The organism is Microbacterium sp. zg-Y625 (genome assembly GCF_030246925.1).
Lineage (GTDB): Bacteria > Actinomycetota > Actinomycetes > Actinomycetales > Microbacteriaceae > Microbacterium > Microbacterium jiangjiandongii.
Genome location: NZ_CP126740.1, coordinates 1,343,326 through 1,361,870 on the forward strand (window position 1 = coordinate 1,343,326; position 18,545 = coordinate 1,361,870).

General features: G+C 72.6%; 17 protein-coding genes. 2 read left to right on the plus strand and 15 right to left on the minus strand.

Annotation, left to right across the window (positions count from 1 at the left end):
* Positions 1-45 precede the first annotated feature (45 nt).
* Genes QNO14_RS06120 through QNO14_RS06140 form a run of 5 tightly spaced genes read right to left on the minus strand, consistent with a single transcriptional unit; the run spans position 46 to position 2,915 of the window.
* Positions 46-639 carry a Trp biosynthesis-associated membrane protein gene (locus QNO14_RS06120; RefSeq protein WP_257505969.1) on the minus strand — a complete coding sequence of 198 codons (594 nt, stop codon included), beginning with the start codon at positions 637-639 and terminating at the stop codon, positions 46-48.
* Complete coding sequence (hisI, locus tag QNO14_RS06125) at positions 636-992, minus strand: phosphoribosyl-AMP cyclohydrolase (RefSeq protein ID WP_257493598.1); 357 nt, start codon at positions 990-992, stop codon at positions 636-638. The genes QNO14_RS06120 and hisI overlap by 4 nt, the downstream gene beginning before the upstream one ends.
* Positions 989-1,768, minus strand: coding sequence for an imidazole glycerol phosphate synthase subunit HisF (gene hisF, locus QNO14_RS06130; RefSeq protein ID WP_257493597.1), 780 nt, complete (start codon positions 1,766-1,768; stop codon positions 989-991). Before hisF ends, hisI begins: the two co-directional genes overlap by 4 nt.
* Entirely contained in the window at positions 1,768-2,610 is an 843-nt protein-coding gene (hisG, locus tag QNO14_RS06135; RefSeq protein WP_257493596.1) for an ATP phosphoribosyltransferase, read from the minus strand. Before hisG ends, hisF begins: the two co-directional genes overlap by 1 nt.
* Before the next feature lie 41 nt (positions 2,611-2,651).
* Positions 2,652-2,915 (minus strand): phosphoribosyl-ATP diphosphatase, encoded by a 264-nt coding sequence (locus QNO14_RS06140; RefSeq protein ID WP_257493595.1) that lies wholly within the window; start codon positions 2,913-2,915, stop codon positions 2,652-2,654.
* A gap of 114 nt (positions 2,916-3,029) precedes the next feature.
* Here QNO14_RS06140 and QNO14_RS06145 point away from each other — a divergent pair, with 114 nt between their 5' ends.
* Complete coding sequence (locus QNO14_RS06145) at positions 3,030-4,760, plus strand: CHAT domain-containing protein (protein ID WP_257505977.1); 1,731 nt, start codon at positions 3,030-3,032, stop codon at positions 4,758-4,760.
* A 10-nt stretch (positions 4,761-4,770) separates the two neighbouring features.
* Positions 4,771-5,109 carry a CU044_2847 family protein gene (locus QNO14_RS06150; protein ID WP_257493593.1) on the plus strand — a complete coding sequence of 113 codons (339 nt, stop codon included), beginning with the start codon at positions 4,771-4,773 and terminating at the stop codon, positions 5,107-5,109.
* Positions 5,110-5,142: 33 nt separating this feature from the next.
* Here QNO14_RS06150 and rpe read toward each other — a convergent pair whose 3' ends face one another.
* The 10 genes from rpe to carA form a co-directional block, all read right to left on the minus strand.
* Complete coding sequence (gene rpe, locus QNO14_RS06155) at positions 5,143-5,820, minus strand: ribulose-phosphate 3-epimerase (RefSeq protein ID WP_257505980.1); 678 nt, start codon at positions 5,818-5,820, stop codon at positions 5,143-5,145.
* A 517-nt stretch (positions 5,821-6,337) separates the two neighbouring features.
* Positions 6,338-7,708 (minus strand): RsmB/NOP family class I SAM-dependent RNA methyltransferase, encoded by a 1,371-nt coding sequence (locus QNO14_RS06160; RefSeq protein WP_257505982.1) that lies wholly within the window; start codon positions 7,706-7,708, stop codon positions 6,338-6,340.
* The gene (gene fmt, locus QNO14_RS06165; RefSeq protein WP_257505983.1) at positions 7,705-8,625 is read right to left on the minus strand and encodes a methionyl-tRNA formyltransferase; all 921 of its coding nucleotides are present in this window, start codon (positions 8,623-8,625) and stop codon (positions 7,705-7,707) included. The genes QNO14_RS06160 and fmt overlap by 4 nt, the downstream gene beginning before the upstream one ends.
* Positions 8,626-8,633: 8 nt before the next feature.
* Positions 8,634-10,610: a primosomal protein N' family DNA-binding protein gene (locus tag QNO14_RS06170; RefSeq protein WP_257505984.1), complete on the minus strand. Its 1,977-nt coding sequence runs from the start codon at positions 10,608-10,610 to the stop codon at positions 8,634-8,636.
* A gap of 20 nt (positions 10,611-10,630) precedes the next feature.
* On the minus strand, positions 10,631-11,824 hold the full coding sequence (gene metK / locus QNO14_RS06175) for a methionine adenosyltransferase (protein ID WP_257493588.1): 1,194 nt from the start codon (positions 11,822-11,824) through the stop codon (positions 10,631-10,633).
* Between the two features lie 105 nt (positions 11,825-11,929).
* Entirely contained in the window at positions 11,930-12,184 is a 255-nt protein-coding gene (rpoZ, locus tag QNO14_RS06180; RefSeq protein ID WP_257493587.1) for a DNA-directed RNA polymerase subunit omega, read from the minus strand.
* A gap of 169 nt (positions 12,185-12,353) precedes the next feature.
* Positions 12,354-13,250, minus strand: a complete 897-nt coding sequence (gmk, locus tag QNO14_RS06185) for a guanylate kinase (protein ID WP_257493586.1) — start codon at positions 13,248-13,250, stop codon at positions 12,354-12,356.
* On the minus strand, positions 13,243-14,088 hold the full coding sequence (gene pyrF, locus QNO14_RS06190; protein WP_257505985.1) for an orotidine-5'-phosphate decarboxylase: 846 nt from the start codon (positions 14,086-14,088) through the stop codon (positions 13,243-13,245). The genes gmk and pyrF overlap by 8 nt, the downstream gene beginning before the upstream one ends.
* Entirely contained in the window at positions 14,085-17,402 is a 3,318-nt protein-coding gene (carB, locus tag QNO14_RS06195) for a carbamoyl-phosphate synthase large subunit (protein WP_257505986.1), read from the minus strand. The genes pyrF and carB overlap by 4 nt, the downstream gene beginning before the upstream one ends.
* On the minus strand, positions 17,395-18,543 hold the full coding sequence (gene carA, locus QNO14_RS06200) for a glutamine-hydrolyzing carbamoyl-phosphate synthase small subunit (RefSeq protein WP_257506068.1): 1,149 nt from the start codon (positions 18,541-18,543) through the stop codon (positions 17,395-17,397). The genes carB and carA overlap by 8 nt, the downstream gene beginning before the upstream one ends.
* Positions 18,544-18,545: the final 2 nt, after the last annotated feature.

An 18,545-nucleotide genomic window follows, 5' to 3' on the forward strand; every position in this document is an offset into this window, starting at 1 on the left:
GCGTGCGCAGCGGCAGGGCGGCCGCTCCGGTCCAGTCTAGCGGGGTCAGGCTGTCGGGTCCGTGCCGCGCGACAGGTCGTCCCACGAGTCGATGGCATCGTGCGGGCGCGACGAGGCGGGGCCGGCGACGGCCGTGGCCTCGGTGCGATAGCGGCGTCCGGCGCCCGTCCAGCGGTGTGCCGAGGCGAGCGTCCAGACACCCCCCACCACCAGGATCACGGCCGCGACGACCGTCACCCACGGCCACGGGGTCACGGCCATTCCGGCCACGAGGGCGGAGACCGCCTCGGTGCCGCTCAGGCCCGTCGTCTCGGTCACGGTGGATGCCGCAGCCGTCACGGGCGGGTCGACGGCCACCGGCCAGGTGAGCGCGAGCATGAGGCCGCCGACGGCGACGGCGATCGCCCCGAAGACGTAACGCAGCACGCGGCCGACGATCGTGAGCGCGAGACCGAGCGCCAGCGCGGCGAGCCCCAGGGGCGCGATCACCGGCACGGCGGCGGCTCCGGGGACGGCCAGCACGTGCGCCGCGCCGTCTGTCAGGGTGACGTCCAGCCAGGTCTGCGTGGAGGAGATGACGGCAGTGCCGCCGGCGACGACCATCGCCAGCACCGCCATAAGACGCGCGCGCCGGGTCATGGCGTCGCCGTGACGGGGTGCAGGTCGTCGGCGTCGAAGCACGTGCGGGTGCCGGTGTGGCACGCCGCCCCCACCTGCTCCACGGAGATGAGCACGGCGTCGCCGTCGCAGTCCAGGCGCGCGCCGCGCACGAGCTGGATGTGCCCGGACGTGTCGCCCTTGCGCCAGTACTCCTGCCGGGAACGCGACCAGAAGGTCACGCGGCCGGTGGTGAGGGTGCGGCGGAGGGCCTCGGCATCCATCCATGCCAGCATGAGCACCTCGAGGGTGTCCCACTGCTGGATGATGGCGGCCACCAGGCCGTTCTCGTCGAAGGTCACGCGTGCGATGCGCTCATCCACGCTGTCGGTCACGACAGGTCCTCCCGTCCGCGCACGAGGATCCCCTCGGCGGCCAGCGCGTCCTTGACGTCGCCGATGGTGAGCTGGCCGGTGTGGAAGACCGAGGCGGCGAGCACCGCGTCGGCACCGGCGTGCACTGCGGGGGCGAAGTGGGAGGCGTCGCCCGCTCCCCCCGAGGCGATGACCGGCACGGTGGACAGCTCCCGCATGAGACGGACGAGCTCGAGGTCGAAGCCCTCTTTCGTGCCGTCGGCGTCGATGGAGTTCACCAGCAGTTCGCCGGCACCCCGTTCGATCGCCTCCTGCGCCCAGTCGAGTGCGTCCAGCTCCGTCTCGGTGCGTCCGCCGTGGGTGGTCACGACGAAGCCCGACGGGGTGACAGCGGAGCGCTTGACGTCGAGCGAGAGCACGAGCACCTGGGCGCCGAACCGGTCGGCGATGTCGTCGATGAGCGCGGGACGGGCGATGGCGGCGGAGTTCACGCCGATCTTGTCCGCCCCGACGCCGAGGAGGCGCGCCACGTCGTCGGCCGAGCGCACGCCGCCGCCCACGGTGAGCGGGATGAAGACCTGCTCGGCCGTGCGGCGCACGACGTCATACGTCGTCGCACGCGCGTCGACCGTGGCCGTCACGTCGAGGAAGGTGATCTCGTCTGCGCCCTGCTCGAAGTACAGCCGAGCGAGCTCGACCGGGTCGCCCATGTCGCGCAGGTTGGCGAAGTTGACGCCCTTCACCACCCGGCCCGCGGCGACGTCCAGGCACGGGATGACGCGGCACGCCAGCGCCATCAGAGCCTCGCGTTGTGGATAGCGGTGACGAGGATCGCGCGCGCCCCGATGGCGTAGAGGGCGTCCATGATCTGGTTCACGCGACGGCGCTCGACCATGACGCGCACCGCGACCCACGAGGGGTCGCGCAGCGGCGAGATGGTGGGCGACTCGATGCCGCCGGCGATGTCGGCCGCCTGGTCGACGAGCGACACCGGCAGGTCGTAGTCGACCATGACGTATCGGCGGGCCACCATGACGCCTCGCAGGCGGCGCAGCAGGGTCTCCGCGCCCTCCGCCTCGGTCGGCGAGCCGATGAGCACGGCCTCGGACTGCAGCAGCACGGGTCCGAAGATCTCCAGGCCCGCCTGGCGGAGGGTGGTGCCGGTGGAGACGACATCGGCGACCGCGTCGGCGACGCCGAGCCGCACGGCCGATTCCACGGCGCCGTCCAGCGGCACGAGGTCCACGGCGACGCCGTGCTCATCGAGGTAGGCGTCGACGAGGCCGGGGTAGGCGGTGGCGACACGCAGGCCCTCGAGGTCGGCCAGGGCGGAGAACCGTCCGGGGGGACCGGCGAAGCGGAAGGTCGAGGCGCCGAAGCCGAGCGCCTCGACCTCGCGGGCACCGGGCATGCGGGCGTCCAGCAGCAGGTCGCGGCCGGTGATGCCCACGTCCAGGGCGCCGGAGCCGACGTAGGTGGCGATGTCCTTGGGGCGCAGGTAGAAGAACTCGACCTCGTTGACGGGGTCGATGACGTGCAGGTCCTTCGGGTCGCGGCGGCCGATGTAGCCCGCTTCGGCGAGCAGCTCGGCGGCGGTGTCGGCGAGGGAGCCCTTGTTCGGCACGGCGATACGCAGCATGTGTGGCTTTCGGGTGGGAGCGGAGGGGTGACGAGAGGCGCTCAGAGATGTCGGTAGACGTCTGCGAGGGTGATCCCCTTCGCGAGCATCATCACCTGCAGGTGGTAGAGCAGCTGGGAGATCTCCTCCGCCGCGGCATCCTGCGACTCGTACTCCGCGGCCATCCACACCTCGGCGGCCTCTTCGACGATCTTCTTGCCGATCGCGTGCACGCCGGCATCAAGCTCGGCGACGGTGCCCGATCCCTCGGGGCGCTGCTCCGCCTTGGCGGACAGCTCAGCGAACAGGGCGTCGAACGTCTTCACCCTGACAGGCTACCGAACGGGCGGGCCACTGCCGGCCGCGTGACCGCGCGAGACGGCCCTATCCCCTGTCCGCGCACGGCGATACGCTCGTTCCAGTCGCGGATGGGGGCGGCCATGGGTGCGGTCATCGAACTCGAGATCAGCGCGGGAGAACCCTCCCGTGCGCGGCCGGTCCGTGTGCTGCGGGCCACCGGCAGCGAGGGCGGCCGCGGCGCGTTCGACCTCGATGTGGACGCGCTGGCGGCGCGGCTGTCGTCGGTGGAGGCGACGGTGCTCGCTTCGGCGGTCCCTGCGCGGCGCACGCTCAGCGCCGGCGAGGGCGAAGTCCGCCGCATCGGCGCGGAGCTGTTCGACCGCCTGTTCACGGGCGACGTCGGCGCCGCCTTCCGCACCAGCCGCGCCCTCGCCCACGCGCGCGGGGAGAACCTGCAGCTGCGGCTGCGGCTGGAGGACCCGGCGCTGGCGGCGCTGCCCTGGGAGGCGATGTTCGACGGGGCCACCGGCACCTACCTGTGCCGGAAGGAGTCGCTGATCCGCCAGATCGGCCCGCCCGAGTCGCTCGCGCCGCTGCGGGTGGATCCGCCACTGCGGATCCTCGGCCTACTCTCCTCGCCCCGCAACCTGGCGACGCTGGACGTGGAGGCCGAGCGCGACCGTCTGGAGCGCGCCCTGGCCCCGCACGTGGCGGCGGGACTGGCGCGCATCGAGTGGATCGAGCAGGTCAGCTGGGATCGGCTGCACGGCAGGCTCCTGGCCCAGGCCTGGCATGTCCTGCACTTCGTGGGCCACAGCCGCTACCAGGACGAGACCGACGAGGGCGAACTGGCGTTCTGCGGACCCGACGGCCGCGCCGAGTACGTCGGCGCCGCCGCGCTGGCCGATCTGCTCGACGAGACCGAGCCGACGCCTCGCCTGGTCGTTCTCAACTCGTGCATGTCGGGTGCAAGCGGCCTGCGCGAGCTGTACTCCGGCACCGCCGCCGCGCTCGTGCGCAGCGGGATCAGCGCGGTCGTGGCCATGCAGTTCACCGTCAGCGACGCCGCGGCGCTCGCCTTCGCGCACGGCTTCTATGCCGCCCTGGCCTACGGCCGCACGATCGACGACGCCACCCGCAGCGGACGCATCGCGATCCTCGGGCTCTCGCGCGACACGCTCGAGTGGATCACCCCCGTGCTCTACCTGCGCGGCGAGGACACCCGCCTGTTCACCGTCGCCGAGATCCAGTCGCTGGCGGGCCGGCACGCCGGCGCCCCCGATCCGCTGCCCCCGGCGCCCGCCGATGCCGAGGCGGTGGCCGGGGGAACACCGCTCGGGGAGAGCGTACCGCCGGGGCCACGACGACGTCGGCGGACGGCGGCGCTCGTGGGGGCCGGCATCGGACTCGCGGCCATCGCCGCCGCCGGCATCGCCCTGGCGGCGGTTCTTCCCGGTCTCAGGGAGCCTGATGCCTCCCCCGCACCCGGCGCCGGGACACCCTCACCCGTTCCGACCACGACGAGCTTCGCCATCCCGGCCAGCCAGCTGTGGACGGTGACGGCGGTCGAGTGCGCCGTTGACGAGCCGCTGCAGATCCGTGCGACCGGCATCGTTCAGCACGGCGGGACGGCAGACCGCGCCTCCGGCCCGGACGGGATGGACGGCGAGCGGCTGGACACCAATGTGGTGGACGACGCGAACCACGCCGCGCTCATCGGGCGTGTCGGCGAGTCGGGGGCGCCGTTCCTCGTCGGCTCGGCGCTGGACATGACGTGCCCGGCCGATGGCGCGCTCTTCCTCGGTATCAACGACGAGGGGTACGTCGGCAACGTCGGCGACTTCGACGTCACGGTGACGCACGAACAGTGAGGATCAGAAGATGTGCCCGATCGTCGCATTCCCTTCAGAGGGCGGAGACATCCTGGTGGAGGTCAGCACGCCCGCGTCCTGGACCGCCCCGGGTCCGATCGTCACGCGCGGCGGGGGCGACTCCGACGGCGGACTGGTCGAACGCTCCCAGCGCCGGTTCGAGGACGCGGTGGAACGGGTCGAACCGGTCGTGCGGGCTCTCATCGACCGGCTCACGCGGCTGCCGGTCGTACCGCAGGAGATCGAGCTCGAGTTCGGCATCCAGCTCAGTGCGGAACTGGGCGCCATCATCACCAACGCGAAGTCCACCGCGAACTTCTCGATCACCATGCGCTGGACCCGGCCGTGACCGCACCGCCGGACAGCGCCGGCTGACCGAGGCTCAGTGCCGGTGGGCGCGCCCCGCCGCCGACCGCAGCGCCAGGATCGCGGCCCCGGGGTCGGCGGCGCCGAACACCGCAGAGCCGGCGACGAACGTGTCCGCACCGGCTTCGGCGGCCTGCGCGATCGTGGATTCACCGATGCCGCCGTCGACCTGGAGCCACACCGCGCTCCCCCGGCGGCGGGCCTCGTCGGCGAGCAGTCGCAGCTTGGGCATGGTCTCCGGCATGAAGGATTGACCGCCGAAGCCCGGCTCCACCGTCATCACCAGGATCTGGTCGAACTCGTCGAGGCTGTCGAAGAGCCCCTCCACGGGAGTTCCGGGCTTGACGGCGACGCCCGCGCGAGCGCCGATCGAGCGCAGCCGTCTGGCGAGCGCCACGGGGTTCGCGGCCGCCTCGAGGTGGAAGGTCACCGACGCCGCGCCGAGCTCGGCGTATTCCGGCGCCCAGCGCTCCGGGTCGTCGATCATGAGGTGCACGTCCAGCGGCACGGGGCTCGTCTGCTGGATGCGCGCCACCATCTGCGGGCCGAAGGTGAGGTTCGGCACGAAGTGGTTGTCCATGACGTCGACGTGCACGAAGTCCGCGGTGGCGATGCGAGCCAGCTCCGCCTGCATGTTGACGAAGTCGGCGGCCAGGACGCTGGGATTGACGCGGACGTCGGTGGTGTCGGTCACCGTCCCATTATCCGGGCCGCGCCGCCCGAACCGCCCCGCGCCCGCCGCTCTCGCGGCGCCCGCGCTGCTCCGGTGTCGCGAATGGCGGGTGCCGGCGCTCGGGACCGTGCCGACGCGACACTCGAACAGCCCGCGCACCCCCGCACGAGGCGCGTACGCTCCGCGCCAGACCTGCACTACTCCGGTGTCGCGAATGGCGGGTGCGGGCGCTCGGGACCGTGCCGACACGACACTCGAGCAGCGCGCGCACGCCCGCACGAGGCGCGTACGCTCCGCGCCAGAACCCGCACGGCTCCGGTGTCGCGAATGGCGGGTGCCGGCGCTCGGGACCGTGCCGACGCGACACTCGAACAGCCGCGCGCACGCCCGCACGAGGCGCGTACGCTCCGCGCCAGAACCGGCGCTGCTCCGGTGTCGCGAATGGTGGGTGCGGGAGCGCGGGACTGTGCCGACGCGACACTCGAGCAGCGCGCGCAGCCGCGGGTGCCCGGGGCCCGCGGGGAGGGGGCAGCGGGGATCACCGTCGCCGCAGAAGCGTGATCGACATCGCATCGGTGCCGTGCCGGTGGGGCCACAGCTGCGCGCGCCCGGAGCCGTCTGCCTGCTCGGGAAGATCCAGCGGCGAACGTGAGACGTCCTCGACCACGGCGCGCGCGTCGAGCTCTTCCACCTCGTCGCCGAAGGTGCGTCGCAGTTCGGCGCCGATGGCCGCCGTCTCGGCCAGATGCGGCGAGCAGGTGACGTACGCCAGGATGCCGCCGGGCCGCAGCGCCTGCACCGCGGCGGTGGCCAGCCCCAGCTGCAGGTCGGTGAGCTCGGGGATGTCGGCCGGGCTCTTGCGCCACCGCGCCTCGGGGCGGCGGCGGAGCGCCCCCAGCCCCGTGCAGGGCGCGTCCACGAGCACACGGTCGTACTGCCCAGGGGCAGACGCCGCCCGCTCCCGGCCGTCGAGCTCGCTCACCGGGACGTCCATCGGCACGCCCGCGACGGAGTCGCGCACGAGGCGCGCGCGGATGGCCGACGGTTCGTTCGCCTCGAGCCTTGCCCCGCGCTCGAGCGCCTCGGCGGCGAGGATGGCGGTCTTGCCGCCGGGGCCCGCGCAGAGGTCGAGCCAGCGCTCGCCGGCCGCGACCGGTGCAGCCCCGACCAGGGCCAGGGCCGCGAGCTGCGACCCCTCGTCCTGCACGCGGATGCGGCCGCCTGCGCCCGCGATCATGGCGTCGGGAGCGCCGCCGCCCAGGCGGAAGCCGTAGGGCGAGTACGGCGTGCGCTGGGCGTCTGCGGGGATCTCGGCGAGCCCCGGCAGCGCCGTCATGGTCACCTGCGGTGAGGCGTTGTCGGCGGCCAGCAGGTCTTCGAGCTCGTCGGCGCGTCCCTCGGCGGCCAGCGCCCGCCGGAGTGCCCGGATGACCCACACCGGGTGGGCGTACGTCAGGCCGAGGCGCTCATCGTCGGAGCGCGCCGCGGCGGTGATGCGCTCCATCCACGTGCCGGGGGTCTCGCGCGAGACGCGCCGCAGCACGGCGTTGACGAACCCCGCGGCCCCCTGCCCGGCGGCCGACCGCGCGAGCGCGACCGATTCGTTGACGGCGGCGTGCGAGGCGACGCGGGTCGACAGCAGCTGATGGACCCCGAGGCGCAGGGCGTCGAGCACCGGAGGGTCGATGTCGTCGGGCGAGCGACCGGCGACCTCCGCGATGATCGCGTCGTACGTGCCCTGGCGGCGGAGTGTGCCGTAGGTCAGCTCGGTGGCGAGCCCCGCATCGGCAGGGGTCAGCCCGGCCAGGCGGATCTCGCGCGGCAGCAGCAGGTTGGCGTACGCGTCGGACTCGTGCACGCCCCGCAGCGTCTCGAAGGCCACGCGACGGGCGAGGGTCGCGCCGCTCATGAGCCGGCCACCGCATCGGTCAGGCGCGCCCCGCGCCACCAGTCACCGGCATCCATCGCGGGTTTCCCCGCCGGCTGCACGCGGTGCAGCACGACCGCGCCCTCGCCGGCGCCGACGGTCACGTCGCGACCGACCAGCCCGATCCGGCCGGGCTCGAGGTCCGCGGCATCCGCCACGGCGCTCGCCGCCAGCACCTTCAGGCGCACTCCCCCGATCGTGGTGTGCGCGCCCGGCTCCGGGGTCGTGCCGCGCACGCGGTCGACGACGCGTCGGGCGGGCTGCGTCCAGTCCAGGGCGCCGTCGGCCAAGGTCAGCTTCCCGGCGTAGGTGGGCTCCCCCACCTGCGGGACGGCGCGGGCGGTGCCCGCGGCGATGGCGTCGACGACCTCGGTGAGCACCCCTGCTCCGACGTCGGCCAGGTCGGCCAGCACGTCGCCTGCCGTCGCCTCCTCGGGCACCGGGTAGGTGACCTCGCCGTACACGTCACCGGCGTCGAGCTCGGCCACCAGTCGGAAGACGCTGGCCCCGGTCGTGCGGTCCCCCGCGATGAGCGCGTGCTGCACGGGCGCCGCTCCCCGCCAGCGGGGCAGCAGCGAGAAGTGCAGGTTGATCCACCCGTGCGGCGGCATCGACAGCAGCGGCTCGCGCACGAGGCCCCCGTACGCGACGATGACGCCGAGGTCGGGCCGCAGCTCCGTGATCGCGTCGGTCGCGGACGCGTCGAGCCGGTCGGCCTTGATGACGGGGATGCCGAGCTCGTCGGCAGCCTGGGCCACGGGCGACGGCGTCAGCACGCGCTTTCGACCCAGCACCGCGTCGGTGCGGGTCACGACCGCGACCAGGTCGTGGCCGGAGGCGGCCAGGGCACGCAGCGAGGGGACGGCGGGTTCGGGGGTACCCGCGAAGACGAGGCGCATGGGGCTCCTTACAGATCCAGATCGGGAACGTCGACCCGCACTCTCAGGGTCGCACGGCTCGGGCCGGGGCGTCCCTTCGTGGGGCGTCGGGCGTGGAGGGCATCGGCGATGACGGCCGAGCGCAGGCTCTCGGCGACGGCACGGCCGACGCCGTAGTCGAAGCGCACCACCGCACGGGCGCCGTCCTCGGCGCTCACGGGGCCGAGCACAGCGTCGTCGCCGAGTGCCGGCACGTCGTCGCGCAGGGTGTCGAGGCACGTGCGGACGGCCTGGGTCGACCCCTGGATCGCGGCTACCCGCACGACCGGCGGCATGTGGAGAGGCGCCCGCTCGGCCAGTTCGTTGCGGGCATAGGCGGACTGCGTCCAGGTCGCCAGCGCCCGGGCGACGGCCCCGGTGACCCCGACGAGGTGCACCGGCGCGCCGGGGGCGGCCAGTGCCGCGGCGTTGGACCACCAGCGCAGACAGGACTCGCCGATGCGCAGGTCGTCGGCCATGAGCATGCGGTCGCCGTCGAGCAGCACGACGGCGCGGTAGCCGCCGGCGGCGATGGGCTCCGCGCCGCGCGTGGCGATGACGAGGGCGGGCCTGGCATCCACCGCTGTGACCTGATGCACGCCGTCGGCGACGATGACGCGCGTGCCGGGGAACGCGCGCCCGAGCTCGTCGGCGGTGCGCTCGCTGCCGGACGAGGCCATGCGCAGCCGCGTGCTCTCGCAGTTGGCGCACTTCCATGCGGGGGCGCTGCGTCCGCACAGCGCGCACTCGGGAATGGCGCCAGGCCGACGGGCGCGCAGCGGTCCGGCGCAGTGCGGGCAGCGCGCCGGTGTGCGGCAGTCGGCGCACACGAGCACCGGGGCGTAGCCGGGGCGCGACACCTGCACGAGCACCGGCCCGGATGCCAGGCCCTCGCGGGCGGCGGCGAAGGCCGACGAGGGCACGCGCGCGCCGTGGGATTCGCCCTCGCGCGTCGCCGAGAGGACGACGCGGGGACTCGTGCGGCGGCGGGCGGGCACCTCGCGCACCCAGCCGACCGCGACGAGCCGCTCGACGTCGGTGGTGCGGGTGTGGCCGGCGAACAGCAGCGCCGCGCCGTCGAGCTCCTGCCGCACGAGCGCCGCGTCGCGGGCGTGCACGCCGGGGCTGAGCGGTTCGGCCAGCAGCGGGTCGCCGTCGTCCCAGATCGCGACGAGTCCGGGCTCGTGCGCCGGGGCGTACACGGTGGAGCGGTTGCCGATGACGACGCAGGGCTGGGGGGCCAGCACCCGCAGGTACGAGGCGTAGCGCTCGGGACCGGAGCGGCGCGCGTCGTCGCGCACGAGGGCGTCGTCGGGCACGCGGCCGGCGAGGGCGAGTTCCAGCTGCGCCTGGTCGCGGTGGTCCGGGACGACGAGCACGGCGCTGCGGCCCGAGGTCAGCGTGCGCACGGCGGCCGCGGCGAGCAGCTCCGCCCACGCCCCGACGTCCTCGCCCGAAGCCAGCCGGGCCGGGTGCGGCGGTGCGTCCACCGCGAGCCGCTCCCCCGCGGCGATCGCGTCGGAGAGCCCGGGGAACGCCGCGAGCACGGCGTCGGCCCACGCGGCATCCGCCTCGGCGACTGCGGGCGCGGCCACAGTCGCCCGCGCGAACCACGCCTTCTCGGCCCGCACCATGCGCTTGGGTACGGCGAGCCGCAGGATGTCGGATGCCGAGCCGGCGGCCCGGTCGGCGGCCCGCCGTGCGAGCGCGTACAGGCCCGGGGGCAGCACCGCGACCGGCGAGATCACCGACTCGACCAGCGACAGCGGGCGCCCGGCGGCATCCGCCTCTCCCGTCTCGACGACGTAGGCGTCGACGACGCGGCCGGCGGTGCGCAGCGGCACGCGCACGCGGATGCCGGGCGTCACCGTGTCGACGAGCTCGTCGGGGACCTCGTAGTCGAACAGCCGGTCCAACTGCGGAAGCGGCGAGTCGATCAGCACGCGTGCGACGCGACGGGTCGTCACGCCGGCGCCCGCGGCATCCACTACAGGCCTGCGGCCGTGCGGAGCTCCTCGACGCGGTCGGTGCGCTCCCACGTGAAGTCGGGCAGTTCGCGGCCGAAGTGTCCGTAGGCCGCGGTCTGCGCGTAGATGGGGCGCAGCAGGTCGAGGTGCTCGATGATCGCCTTCGGACGCAGGTCGAACACGTCGCGGATCGCGCGGCGGATCGTCTCGTCGGACACGCGGCCGGTGCCGAAGGTCTCGACATAGAGCCCGACGGGCTTGGCCTTGCCGATCGCGTAGGCGACCTGCACCTCGAGCCGCTCGGCCAGGCCCGCGGCGACGGCGTTCTTCGCCACCCAGCGCATCGCGTAGGCCGCGGAGCGGTCGACCTTCGACGGGTCCTTGCCGCTGAACGCCCCGCCGCCGTGACGGGCGGCGCCGCCGTAGGTGTCGATGATGATCTTGCGGCCGGTGAGCCCGGCGTCGCCCTTGGGGCCGCCGGTGACGAAGGGACCCGCGGGGTTGATGAAGTATTTGACGTCGGGAAGCGCGAGCCCGGTCTCTTCGAGCACGGGGTCGATGACCTCGGCCCGCACCGCCGCGCGGAGGGCCTTCTGCGAGATGTCGGCCTGGTGCTGCGTGGACAGCACGACCGATTCGACCGTGCGCGGGGTGTGCCCGTCGTAGCCGAGGGTGACCTGCGTCTTGCCGTCGGGGCGGAGGAAGGGCAGCTCCCCGGAGCGTCGCACGGCGGAGAGCCGCTCGGCGATGCGGTGGGCGGTCCAGATGGCCATCGGCATGAGCTGCGGCGTCTCATCGGTGGCGTAGCCGAACATGATGCCCTGGTCGCCGGCGCCCTGCAGGTCGTGCGGGTCCTCGGATCCGTCCTCGCGGCGCTCGAACGCCTTGTCGACGCCCGCGGCGATGTCGGAGGACTGTGCGCCGATCGACACGCTCACACCGCACGAGTTGCCGTCGAAGCCGGCGTCGCTGGAGGTGTAGCCGATGCGGTTCACGACGTCGCGCACGATCGCGGGGATCTCGACGTACGCGCTCGTGGACACCTCGCCGGCGACATGCACCAGCCCCGTCGTCACGAGCGTCTCGACGGCGACGCGGCCGTTCGGGTCCTCCGTGAGGATCGCGTCGAGGATGCTGTCGGAGATCTGGTCGCAGATCTTGTCGGGGTGACCCTCGGTGACGGACTCGGAGGTGAACAGGCGCAGGTCGGTCATCGATGCTCCAGGTCGAGGGCGGCGGGGGTGGACACAAGTATGCGCCGTGCGGCGGACACGCTCGAAAGCGGGCCGCCGCACGGCGTCATCGGGTGTGTGTGAGGCTCAGTCGACGTGACGGAGGCGCAGCTTGTCCTCGTGGATCTCGTGCAGCGCGATGGTCAGCGGCTTGTCCTCGACGGTCGAGTCGACGAGCGGGCCGACGTTGTCGAAGAGGTTGCCCTCGTGCAGGTCGGAGTAGTAGTCGTTGATCTGACGCGCGCGCTTGGATGCGTAGATCACGAGCTGGTACTTGGAGTCGACCTTCTCCAGCAGTGCGTCGATGGGCGGGTCGATGATGCCCTGGTCGCGAGTGGCCATGCGGGACCTCCTGAGGTCGTGGTCTTGATCGGGGAGAGAAAGTCTGGGCGCTCGGCTGACCGAGGCATCCCCCCAGTCTACCTTGTCGTGCGCCGCGCCGTTCTGGGCGCGCATTCGCGACGACTGAAGGATGCCGCGCGCCGCGCGCCGCGCGCGCAGCCCGGCGCCGTCAGCGCGCGATCTTCGCGACCTCGGCGGCGGCGTGCGCCACGTCGTCGTTGACCACGCGATAGTCGAACTCGCCCTGTGCGGCGAGCTCCACCTTCGCCGTCCGCAGGCGACGGGCCCGCTCCTCGTCGCCCTCGGTGCCCCGTCCGACCAGGCGCTGCACGAGCTCGTCCCAGCTCGGCGGCAGCAGGAAGACGAGCGTGGCGCTGGGCTCGGCCGCGCGCACCTGCCGGGCGCCCTGCAGGTCGATCTCCAGCAGCACCGTGCGTCCTTCGGCCAGCGCCGCGTCGATCGGCGCGCGGGGCGTGCCGTAGCGGTGGTGGTTGTGCACGGTGGCGTGCTCGAGCAGCTCGCCGTCACGTACCAGGCGGTCGAACTCGGCGTCGTCGACGAAGAAGTAGTGCTCGCCCTCGACCTCGCCCGGCCGCGGCGCGCGCGTGGTCGCCGAGACCGACAGCATGATCTCGGGGTGGTGCTCCTTGATGTACGCGGCGACCGTCCCCTTGCCCACGGCGGTGGGACCGGCCAGCACGATCAGCCGGCTGCGACCGGTACGCGCCACGGGCTCCGGCCAGCGTTCGTCGAGGAACCGCTGCAGCGCCACGCGCTGGCGCGTGCCGAGCCCGCCCAGGCGCTTGACGGGCGAGATGCCCAGCTGCTGCAGGATGCGGTCGCGCTTTCCCTCCCCGATCGCGGGGATCGAGGTGAGGAACTCCGGCACCCGCATGGCTCCCGCCGGCGACGTCGGCTCAGCCAGCGCCCGGCGCAGCAGCTCCTGCGGCGAGATCACGCGAGTGGCGACGTCGCGCTTCAGCGCCGCGCGCTCGCGACGGGCGGCGACCGCACGGCGGGATGCCGCGGCGCGGTCGACTTCGGGAGGATGCTGTGCATCAACCATGTTCCACCTCCGGGTACAGCGCCGCACGCTCAGCGATGCGTGCGGCAAGTGTCGTCGGACCCACCGACAGGATGCTGCGACTCTCACTGGCGACGACCGGCGAGGCAAGACTCCTCGTCAGCGCCGCCAGGTGCGTCGGCTGCGCGCCCTGGGCGCCGAAGCCGGGCGCCAGCACGGGGGCCGCGGGGAGAAGCGCGTCCGCCAGCCCGGCCTCGGCCAGGTCGACGGTCGCGCCGATCACGAAGCCGACCCCGGCGGGCTCCCCCGCCGCCGCGGTGCGCGCGTTGAAAGCCGAGATCTCCGCCACCACGCTGGCGGCGACCGTTCCGTCCCCGCCGTCGCGGGCGCCCTGCAGCCGCCGGGCCTCGCTGTTGCTGGTGGCGGCGAGCACGAACGCGCCCTTGCCGTGCGCGAGCGCGTACTCCAGCGTGCCGGTCAGCGCTCCCACGCCGAGGTACGGGCTGAGGGTCACCGCGTCCGCCTCGAGCGGCGACCCGGGGGTCAGCCACGCGCGGGCGTAGGCGTCCATCGTCGTCCCGATGTCGCCGCGCTTGGCGTCGGCGATGATGAGGAGGCCCGCCGCGCGCGCCGCCGCGAGCACCTCTTCGAGCGCTGCGAACCCGGCGGATCCCCACCGCTCGAAGAAAGACACCTGGGGCTTGACGATGCCGACGCGGCCGGCCGCGGCATCCACGACGCGCAGCCCGAAGTCACGGGTCCCGGCCGCCGATGCGGGAAGACCCCACTCGGCCAGCAGGTGCTCGTGCGGATCGATCCCGACGCAGAGAGGTCCCCGCGTCGCGAGGGCCTCGCGCAGTCGCCCGCCGAACCCGGTCATCTTCCTCCCCGGTCGCCCTGGCTCGCGGCCAGATCTGCGGCGCGGTCGGCGGCGTACTCCTGCAGGCTCCGCACGCGGAACCCTTCGCGCAGCACCGGCAGGGCGCTGACGGCGGCGCCGAGCACCGCCATGGTCGTGAACAGCGCCTTGTCGGCGGCCACCGCTGCGGCACGGATCTCGTAGCCGTCCGCACGGGAGATCCCGCCCGACGGGGTGTTGACGATCATGTCGATCTCGCCCGCATTGATGAGGTCGACGATGTTGGGCTCACCGCTCTCGACCGTCTCGGAGTACTTCCGCACCACCGTCACGGCGATGCCGTTGCGCGCGAGGATCTCGGCCGTGCCCTCGGTCGCGGTGATCGTGTAGCCGAGCTCCTGCAGCCGGTGGGCGGGCAGGATCACGGCGCGCTTGTCGTCGTCGGCGACCGAGATGAAGACGGTCCCCTCCAGCGGCATCCCGCCGTACGCCGCCGCCTGGCTCTTGGCGAACGCCGTGGGGAAGTCGCGGTCGATCCCCATGACCTCGCCCGTCGAGCGCATCTCCGGGCCGAGCACGGAGTCGACCATGCGGCCGTCCTTGGTGCGGAACCGCTTGAACGGCAGCACCGCCTCCTTGACGGCGATGGGGGCATCCAGCGGCACGCGCGAGCCGTCCTGCTCGGGCAGCATCCCCTCGGCGATGAGCCCGGCGATGGGGGTGCCCGCCATGATGCGGGCGGCCGCCTTGGCCATGGGGATGCCGAGCGCCTTGGAGACGAACGGCACCGTGCGGCTGGCCCGGGGGTTCGCCTCGATGACGTAGAGCACGCCCGCGCTGACGGCGAACTGCACGTTCAGCAGACCCCGCACGCCCACGCCCTCGGCGATGGCCCGCGTCGCCTCGCGCACGCGGTCGATCTCGCCGCGGCCGAGCGACATCGGCGGCAGCGTGCAGCTCGAGTCGCCGGAGTGGATGCCGGCCTCCTCGAGGTGCTCCATGACGCCGCCGATGTACAGGTCGGTGCCGTCGTAGAGCGCGTCGACGTCGATCTCCACGGCGTCGTCGAGGAAGCGGTCCACGAGCAGCGGCATGCCGGGGCCGATGATGGCCTGGTCGGCGATGCGCACGAAGTAGTCGCGCAGGCTCGCGGTGTCGTAGACGATCTCCATGCCGCGACCGCCGAGCACGAAGCTCGGGCGCACGAGCACCGGGTAGCCGATGCCCTCCGCGACCGCCACGGCGCCGTCGACGTCGATCGCGGTGCCGCTGCGCGGCGCGACGAGGCCCGCCTCATCGAGCAGGCGCGAGAACAGCTCCCGCTCCTCGGCGAGGTCGATGGCCTCGGGCTGCGTGCCGAGGATGGTGTAGCCGGCCTCTTCGATGCCCTTGGCAAGGCCCAGCGGCGTCTGGCCGCCCATCTGGCAGATGACGCCGAGGATGGTGCCGGACTGCGCCTCGGCGTGCAGCACTTCGAGGACGTCCTCGAGGGTCAGCGGCTCGAAGTACAGCCGGTCGCTCGTGTCGTAGTCGGTCGAGACGGTCTCGGGGTTGCAGTTGACCATGATCGTCTCGTAGCCCGCGTCCGACAGGGCGAACGAGGCGTGCACGCACGAGTAGTCGAACTCCACGCCCTGGCCGATGCGGTTGGGGCCCGAGCCGATGATGACGACCTTGGTGCGATCCGAGGGGGTGATCTCGGTCTCGGCGTCGTAGCTGGAGTAGTGGTAGGGCGTCAGCGCGGGGAACTCCCCCGCGCACGTGTCGACGGTCTTGTACACCGGGCGGATCGACAGCGCGTGACGGATGCCGCGCACCTCGGCCTCGGGGATGCCGCGCAGCTGCGCGATCTGCGCGTCGCTGAAGCCGTGCTCCTTGGCGGTGCGGAGGGTGTCGGCATCCAGTTCGCCCGCCGTGCGCACGAACTCGGCGACCTCGTTGATGAGGACGATCTGGTCGAGGAACCAGGGGTCGATCTTGGTGGCCTCGAACGCCTGCTCGATGCTCGCGCCCTTGCGCATGGCCTGCTGCAGCACGACGATGCGGCCATCGGTGGGGGTCTTCGCGACCTCGAGCAGCTCCTCGACGGAGCGCTCTTCGTCTCCCCAGTGGAAGCTGGAGCCGCGCTTCTCGAGCGAGCGCAGCGCCTTCTGCAGCGCCGTGGCGTAGTTGCGGCCGATGGCCATCGCCTCGCCGACCGACTTCATGGTGGTGGTGAGGGTGACATCCGCCGCGGGGAACTTCTCGAAGTTGAAGCGCGGCACCTTCACCACGACGTAGTCCAGCGTCGGCTCGAAGCTGGCCGGCGTCACCTTGGTGATGTCGTTGGGGATCTCGTCGAGGCGGTAGCCGATGGCGAGCTTCGCGGCGATCTTGGCGATCGGGAACCCGGTCGCCTTCGAGGCCAGCGCCGACGACCGCGAGACGCGCGGGTTCATCTCGATGACGATGATGCGCCCGGTCTGGGGGTCGACGGCGAACTGGATGTTGCAGCCGCCGGTATCCACACCCACCGCGCGGATGATGTCGATGCCGATGTCGCGCATCTTCTGGTACTCGCGGTCGGTGAGGGTCAGCGCCGGGGCGACCGTGATGGAGTCGCCGGTGTGCACGCCCACCGGGTCGACGTTCTCGATGGAGCAGACGACGACCGTGTTGTCTGCGGTGTCGCGCATGAGCTCGAGCTCATACTCCTTCCAGCCGAGGATCGACTCCTCCAGCAGCACCTCGCTCGTGGGCGAGTCGTGCAGGCCCGCGCCGGCGATGCGACGGAGGTCGCGCTCGTCGTAGGCGAATCCGGACCCCAGGCCCCCCATCGTGAACGACGGACGCACCACGAGCGGGTAGCCGAGCTCGTCGGCGGCGGCGAGCACCTCGTCCATCGTGTGGGCGATGCGCGAGGCTGCGACCTCGGCGCCGGCGTCGATCACCAGCTGCTTGAAGATCTGGCGGTCCTCGCCCTTCTCGATCGCTTCGACCTTGGCTCCGATGAGCTCCACGCCGTACTTGTCGAGGATGCCGGCCTTGTCCAGCGCCATCGCGGCGTTCAGCGCCGTCTGGCCACCGAGGGTCGGCAGGATCGCGTCGGGCTTCTCCTTGGCGATGATCGTCTCGATCACCTCCGGGGTGATCGGCTCGATGTAGGTCGCATCGGCGAAGTCCGGGTCGGTCATGATCGTGGCCGGGTTCGGGTTCACCAGGATGACGCGCACGCCCTCCTCGCGCAGCACGCGGCAGGCCTGCGTGCCGGAGTAGTCGAACTCGGCGGCCTGCCCGATGACGATCGGGCCGGATCCGATGACGAGGACGGAGGTGATGTCGTCGCGCTTAGGCATTCTTCGTGGTCTCCAGGTTCGCGAGCACGAGGTCGCGGAAGCGGTCGAACAGGTAGTTGGCGTCGTGCGGGCCGGCGGCGGCCTCCGGGTGGTACTGCACCGAGAACGCCGGCAGGTCCAGGGCCCGCAGGCCCTCGACGACGTTGTCGTTGAGTCCCACGTGGCTCACCTCGACCCGGCCGTAGCCGGAGGGGCTGTCGGTGACGCCCTCGATCGGTGCATCCACGGCGAACCCGTGGTTGTGCGCGGTGATCTCCACGCGCCCCGTCTGCTTGTCGAGTACCGGCTGGTTGATGCCGCGGTGGCCGAACGGCAGCTTGTAGGTGCCGAAGCCGAGAGCGCGCCCCAGCAGCTGGTTGCCGAAGCAGATGCCGAAGAAGGGCAGCTTCTCATCGAGCACCGAGCGCAGCAGTACGACGTGATCGTCGGATGCCGCGGGGTCGCCGGGGCCGTTGGAGTAGAACACCCCCACCGGGTCGATGGCGCGGATCTGGTCGATCGTGACGTCCTGCGGCAGCACGTGCACGTCGAACCCGCGCGCGGCGAGGTTCGCCACCGTCGCCTGCTTGACGCCGAGGTCGAGCACCGCGACGGCGCCGATGCGCTCACCGACGGCCGGGGTCACCTGCGGGGCCGAGACGGACACCTCGGCCGACAGGTTCCGACCCGCCATCGCGGGGGCCTCGCGCACGATGCGCAGCTGCTCCTCGGGGTCGATGTCGGCGGCGTCGCCGCTGAAGATGCCCCCGCGCATGCTGCCGGCGGAGCGGATGTGACGGGTGACGGCACGCGTGTCGATGCCGCTGATGCCGACGATGCCGTCGGCGACGAGCGCCTCGTCGAGCGTGCTGTCGGCGCGCCAGTTGGACACGACGCGGGAGGGGTCGCGCACGACGTAGCCGGCGACCCAGATGCGTCGCGACTCGGGGTCTTCGTCGTTCATGCCGGTGTTGCCGATGTGCGGCGCCGTCTGCAGCACGATCTGGCCGGCGTAGGACGGGTCGGTGATCGTCTCCTGGTATCCGGTCATGCCGGTGGCGAAGACCACTTCACCGAGGGTCGTGCCTCGGGCGCCGTAGGCGCGTCCGGTGTGGCGGGTGCCGTCTTCGAGGACGAGCACGGCGGGTTCGCGGGTGAACAAGC

Excerpts from the sequence above, each read along its gene's own strand:
- QNO14_RS06120 (WP_257505969.1), bottom strand. The coding sequence starts at position 639 with ATGACCCGGCGCGCGCGTCTTATGGCGGTGCTGGCGATGGTCGTCGCC.
- hisF (WP_257493597.1), bottom strand. The coding sequence starts at position 1,768 with ATGGCGCTGGCGTGCCGCGTCATCCCGTGCCTGGACGTCGCCGCGGGC.
- hisG (WP_257493596.1), bottom strand. The coding sequence starts at position 2,610 with ATGCTGCGTATCGCCGTGCCGAACAAGGGCTCCCTCGCCGACACCGCC.
- QNO14_RS06145 (WP_257505977.1), top strand. The coding sequence starts at position 3,030 with ATGGGTGCGGTCATCGAACTCGAGATCAGCGCGGGAGAACCCTCCCGT.
- QNO14_RS06150 (WP_257493593.1), top strand. The coding sequence starts at position 4,771 with ATGTGCCCGATCGTCGCATTCCCTTCAGAGGGCGGAGACATCCTGGTG.
- QNO14_RS06160 (WP_257505982.1), bottom strand. The coding sequence starts at position 7,708 with ATGAGCGGCGCGACCCTCGCCCGTCGCGTGGCCTTCGAGACGCTGCGG.
- fmt (WP_257505983.1), bottom strand. The coding sequence starts at position 8,625 with ATGCGCCTCGTCTTCGCGGGTACCCCCGAACCCGCCGTCCCCTCGCTG.
- metK (WP_257493588.1), bottom strand. The coding sequence starts at position 11,824 with ATGACCGACCTGCGCCTGTTCACCTCCGAGTCCGTCACCGAGGGTCAC.
- rpoZ (WP_257493587.1), bottom strand. The coding sequence starts at position 12,184 with ATGGCCACTCGCGACCAGGGCATCATCGACCCGCCCATCGACGCACTG.
- gmk (WP_257493586.1), bottom strand. The coding sequence starts at position 13,250 with ATGGTTGATGCACAGCATCCTCCCGAAGTCGACCGCGCCGCGGCATCC.
- pyrF (WP_257505985.1), bottom strand. The coding sequence starts at position 14,088 with ATGACCGGGTTCGGCGGGCGACTGCGCGAGGCCCTCGCGACGCGGGGA.
- carB (WP_257505986.1), bottom strand. The coding sequence starts at position 17,402 with ATGCCTAAGCGCGACGACATCACCTCCGTCCTCGTCATCGGATCCGGC.